A 4,648-nucleotide genomic window follows, 5' to 3' on the forward strand; every position below is an offset into this window, starting at 1 on the left:
GCTCTAACCCTGTTACCGAAGGCCACCACCTTTGGCGCTTTGTCGTACCCGCACGGATTGGCTCAGTGTTTGTTGCCGTGTTGGGTGTGGTGGTCGGGTCGAACGGGGAGACTCTGCAAACGACCCAGACGCGCAGCGGCGCACCTCAGCAAGGCACACCCACAGGCAGGTATGAGAAAACAGGCCTAGGGGCTCTCAGAGCCCCTGAATCGGGATAGCGGGATGCTGTTGGAGGTGCTCTATCGGAGCGTGCAGAGGGGCGGCGGCCTACCGGAAACGGGGGCCCGTCCGATAGTCCGATCATGGTCGCGCAAGCCTGTTTTCAGCAGGAGGGCGCAGCCTTGTCAAGCGACAGCGGACACGGCCTTGGCGCGCCTCCTTGCCTTGGGGCCGGAGGCCCTGCGTTGTCCTGAAACATCATTCAAGAGAGGCTCTTGGCGAGGTGGGTTACTGCGCCTGTCCGTCCATCAGGGGCTTGTCCCCCTGTGGGCGGCAGCAGTTATCCACGGAGCGGGGTGCTCTTGACCATGCCCCCCGTTCGGCGCAAAATCAAATCTAAAGTTTGATTCTTCAAAGGGCGAATTTGATGGAAGAGCTACAGGCCAAGTGGATGTTCGATCAGGGTGGGTTCTCCAAGGTCTTGGTGGTGCCCACCCCCATGGGAGCCGGCTACCACCTCCATCTGGTGAAGTTCGGTCGCCAGAGCGAGACCGTGGTGCTGGAACGGCAGCGCGGAGGGTGGCGGGTGTTCAAGAGCATTGATGCCGCCGCCAACACGGCGCATGGCATCGGATTCCGGCGTATCGAGATCGATCTCAGCAGTCGCTGAGCAGGGGTCGAGGGGGTTCCCCCTCGCTCACGAAGGCCCTCTTGTAAACCGCGAAGCGGTACAAGAGGGCTAGTGAGTGTCTTGCTTGTTTGACAAGCCTCCAAAAGCGATCTCTACTGGGTCTCACATTCGGGAGGCCCGCCATGTCCAACTTCGTCATCATCAGACACAAAAAACTCAAGTCGGTGGGCCATGTGCAGGCCGCAATCAACCATAACGACCGCACAACAGAGCCCCTGAATGCCGACCCCAGCCAACGCCACCTCAACAAGGTTGAAGGCGGTGGCATGGTGACGCTACGTAAAAATCTTGCCTCTGTGACTCAGGCCAGTACGGCAAAAGAGCCCGTGCTGGCCATCGAGTACATCGTCTCGGCAAGCCCTGAGCAGATCAGCGATCCGAGCTTTGACCGCAAGGGGTATTTCAAAGCGGCCAGAGCGTACCTGGACAAGCTCGTGGGAGCTGGCAACCTGGTTCACTCGGCAGAGCACTATGACGAACGCAGTGCCCACAGCCATTTCATTTACACACCGATCATCGAATTGGAGGCGAGCACTCGCCGCCGTTCTGTGGTCGTTGGCAAGACAGAGGATGGCAAACAGAAACGGGAAGTGATGGAGTTCCCGACGCAGGCAGGCAGGGCTCTGAACGCGAAAAAGTTCACTGACAGAGCGGCTTCGATCCAGCTCCAGAGCGACTTTGCCACGCAGGTGGGGACGCCCTTTGGACTGCGGCGTGGCATCGAGCGGAGCAAGGCCAAGCACACCGAGATCAAAGCTTTTTACGGCCAGATAAAGCAGGAGCTGGCGGAGATAGAGGCACAGCGGCGGCAGCTCGCAGAGCGGGAGGCCGACTTGAATAAGCGCGACGGTGCCCTCTCCCAGCGCAAGGTAGACCTGTTAACAGAAAGACTGGCTTTGGATGAGAAAGAGCGGGCGGGGAGAGCGCGGCTACAGGCGCGGATCGACGAAATGGTGGGCAAGCTGGAGGCGCGTGAACAGGCCATTCAGGAGCAAGAGGAAGCCTTTGAAGGAAAGCTCGAAGAGCTGGACAGGGTGCTAGATGAGTGTGACAAGGCCCTTCAGGAGCGCGAGAAGGCAGTTAAGGACAACCCCCCGAACCCTGAGTTGAAGACGCGGAGCAAAGCTCTGGACGCGATTGTGGGGCTCTTGCAGCGGGATCAATATGACCGCTTATCACCCGAGCACCAAAAAGAGGTCAGGTTGGCGAAAATGCGGAATGAGGGGCACGAATACAACAGGTAAAAAACCACGTTTAGCCCGCCCTTCCGCACACGCCGGAGAGCTCGTAATCAAAACGCTAATACGAAGCATCAAAACGACAAATTGATCGCGGGGAGGGGGCGAAAAACTGGGGGCCACTGGCCCCCACTTTCCCGCCATCGAGGCGGCTTATCTGATCGGGTGCGCCTCGACTGGCGGAGCAACATACCGAAACAGGCCGCAGGATGCAAAAACAGGTCGAAGCCGGATCGCGCCGAAAAGGCCCCTAAAACGCATTCTAGAGCGTTGCAAACTTTCAGGTAGTAAGCGCCCCGCTTTGTGGGTTGAAACGCCCACAAATGCGATATAGGCGGCCCGTTCGCCACTAACGCCCCGTTTTAGCCGCTAAAAATCGCTATTGAACATAATGGCGATTAGACGCAGTGGGTTTTGTGTCGAGCAATTGAATTTTTCTGGGGCGGTGAGTGTCGGTCATACATCCATGTAGTTAAAAAATTTGCTTCCCAACTTCCATTACATATCTAACTGGTATTTTGGGGTTGTTAATGTCTTTATTTCCATCATCATGCCATTTTTTCTCCCACGCGGAGTAGTACGGTTCGAGATCATCAGGTTTTAGGAGGAATATTGATTTGATTTCAATTCCGCTATAAATGGCAAAAACCCATGGTACTTTTCTGTATTTTGCTATTATTGTTGGGTTCATGTGATGATGAGTGGAAAATGCCTTGGTTAAATCTATATTTATTGATTTCAACTCATATTCTTGCCCTGATAAATCTACGGCGTCATTACCTTCTCTCCCAGGAAGAACCTTTAGGTTGGTAATTAAAAGAACTTGCAGTAGTTTACCGCCATTATCTTGGAATATGTCATTAATTCCATGTTTAGTCGCAAGCGATTGATATTCTCTGATGTAAGGCCAAAGAGCTCTTAGATGTTCTATATCTGGGTGGGCCATCTTTATTATTCCACAAGGAGGATTGATGCGGGGACATTTAGAGCCTTTGCAAGGCGTTCTATGTTATCTATAGATATATTTCTTTCGCTTCTTTCCACTGAGCCGATGTAGGTTCTGTGAAGTCCTGCCATGTCAGCCAGAGCTTCTTGTGACAAGCCAAGCTCCCCCCGCTTTTCTTTGAGATTGCGGGCTAGGATTTCTCTAGCGGATAAGGGGTTTCTATTCTTCGTCATACGCGAGATAATGAGCGTATGATGACTTTGAATCTACAGACTATGAGTAGCATTAAGATGTTGAAAAGTGATGTTTCCCCGGCTTATTCGACAGCTAATGGGGCTGTGTACATTGGTGACTCGCTGGAGTTGCTTGAGGCTCTTCCTGATGAAAGCGTTAGCTTGGTTATGACTAGCCCTCCTTTTGCGTTACAGCGAAAAAAAGAATATGGGAACTTAGATCAGCATGAGTATGTTGATTGGTTTTTATCTTTCGCTAAGGTCGTTTTTAAAAAGCTCAAGCCGGATGGTAGTTTCGTTGTTGATTTCGGTGGGGCTTACATGAAAGGGGTTCCTGCTCGTAGTCTCTATAATTTTAGAGTCTTGATCAGAATGATCGATGAGGTCGGTTTTTTTCTAGCAGAGGACTTCTATTGGTTCAACCCTTCAAAACTGCCTAGCCCTATTGAATGGGTTAATAAAAGAAAAATAAGAGTCAAGGATGCGGTGAATACCGTTTGGTGGTTTAGTAAAACAGAGTGGCCAAAATCAGATATAACAAAGGTTTTGGCTCCGTATAGCGATAGGATGAAGAAACTTATCGAAGATCCTGATAAGTTTTATACGCCAAAGATGAGGCCGTCAGGCCATGATATAGGTAAGTCTTTCGCTAAGGATAATGGTGGCGCAATCCCTCCAAATCTACTGCAAATACCTAACTCAGAATCAAATGGTCAGTATCAGGCCGGTTGTAAAATCGTTGGAGTGAAGGCTCATCCAGCTAGATTTCCAGCAAGATTACCAGAGTTTTTTATCAGAATGCTAACTGAGCCAGGTGATCTTGTTGTGGATATATTTGGTGGCTCAAATACCACAGGCATGGTTGCTGAGCGGGAGATGCGGCAATGGATTTCATTTGAAATGCAACCTGAGTATGTAGCTGCATCAGCATTTCGTTTTTTAGATAAAGATGCCGCGGACGAGGATATTTTGAGTATTTATAATCGGATCCTCAGTGGTGAAACGGTTCACCTAGATGGTGAGATGTCTCCAGCGATCCTCTCGCAAGAAAGATCGTTGACGATCCAAGAGGATCCAGCGTAACCTTTTAAGCAGAAAACAAAAAACCCACCGAAAGGTGGGTTATTTGCCCGGTGTTCTAAGGCGTAGGAACCTTGGAATCCGGTGGGTAACAGCTTCGAGCAGGAAGCAGATACCGTAAAGTACCCCCTCAGTTTAGCCGTGAGCGGCCCGCTGTTCAAGTATCAAACCCCTGCTCTAACCCTGTTACCGAAGGCCACCACCTTTGGCGCTTTGTCGTACCCGCACGGATTGGCTCAGTGTTTGTTGCCGTGTTGGGTGTGGTGGTCGGGTCGAACGGGGAGACTCTGCAAACGACCCA

General features: G+C 51.5%; 5 protein-coding genes. 3 read left to right on the forward strand and 2 right to left on the reverse strand.

The window, feature by feature from the left end:
• Positions 1 to 586 precede the first annotated feature (586 nt).
• Together BN4575_RS20160 and BN4575_RS20165 are read left to right on the forward strand one after the other, a co-directional pair.
• On the forward strand, positions 587 to 829 hold the full coding sequence (locus tag BN4575_RS20160) for a hypothetical protein (RefSeq protein ID WP_042044883.1): 243 nt from the start codon (positions 587 to 589) through the stop codon (positions 827 to 829).
• A 143-nt stretch (positions 830 to 972) separates the two neighbouring features.
• Positions 973 to 2,094: a plasmid recombination protein gene (locus BN4575_RS20165; RefSeq protein ID WP_068979541.1), complete on the forward strand. Its 1,122-nt coding sequence runs from the start codon at positions 973 to 975 to the stop codon at positions 2,092 to 2,094.
• A 466-nt stretch (positions 2,095 to 2,560) separates the two neighbouring features.
• Here BN4575_RS20165 and BN4575_RS20170 read toward each other — a convergent pair whose 3' ends face one another.
• Together BN4575_RS20170 and BN4575_RS22155 are read right to left on the reverse strand one after the other, a co-directional pair.
• Positions 2,561 to 3,034: a restriction endonuclease gene (locus BN4575_RS20170; RefSeq protein ID WP_068979542.1), complete on the reverse strand. Its 474-nt coding sequence runs from the start codon at positions 3,032 to 3,034 to the stop codon at positions 2,561 to 2,563.
• A 5-nt stretch (positions 3,035 to 3,039) separates the two neighbouring features.
• Positions 3,040 to 3,267, reverse strand: a complete 228-nt coding sequence (locus tag BN4575_RS22155; RefSeq protein WP_176716450.1) for a helix-turn-helix domain-containing protein — start codon at positions 3,265 to 3,267, stop codon at positions 3,040 to 3,042.
• 18 nt (positions 3,268 to 3,285) lie between these two features.
• Between BN4575_RS22155 and BN4575_RS20175 the strand changes: the two genes are divergently transcribed.
• The gene (locus tag BN4575_RS20175) at positions 3,286 to 4,350 is read left to right on the forward strand and encodes a DNA-methyltransferase (RefSeq protein ID WP_103422759.1); all 1,065 of its coding nucleotides are present in this window, start codon (positions 3,286 to 3,288) and stop codon (positions 4,348 to 4,350) included.
• Positions 4,351 to 4,648 lie beyond the last annotated feature (298 nt).

Origin of the sequence: Aeromonas sp. EERV15 (assembly GCF_900079845.1) — a bacterium.
Classification (GTDB): domain Bacteria; phylum Pseudomonadota; class Gammaproteobacteria; order Enterobacterales; family Aeromonadaceae; genus Aeromonas; species Aeromonas sobria.

What these genes read in the sequence shown, in the direction of transcription:
- BN4575_RS20170 (WP_068979542.1), bottom strand. Translation starts at nt 3,034, where the DNA reads ATGGCCCACCCAGATATAGAACATCTAAGAGCTCTTTGGCCTTACATC.
- BN4575_RS22155 (WP_176716450.1), bottom strand. Translation starts at nt 3,267, where the DNA reads ATGACGAAGAATAGAAACCCCTTATCCGCTAGAGAAATCCTAGCCCGC.
- BN4575_RS20165 (WP_068979541.1), top strand. Translation starts at nt 973, where the DNA reads ATGTCCAACTTCGTCATCATCAGACACAAAAAACTCAAGTCGGTGGGC.
- BN4575_RS20175 (WP_103422759.1), top strand. Translation starts at nt 3,286, where the DNA reads ATGATGACTTTGAATCTACAGACTATGAGTAGCATTAAGATGTTGAAA.
- BN4575_RS20160 (WP_042044883.1), top strand. Translation starts at nt 587, where the DNA reads ATGGAAGAGCTACAGGCCAAGTGGATGTTCGATCAGGGTGGGTTCTCC.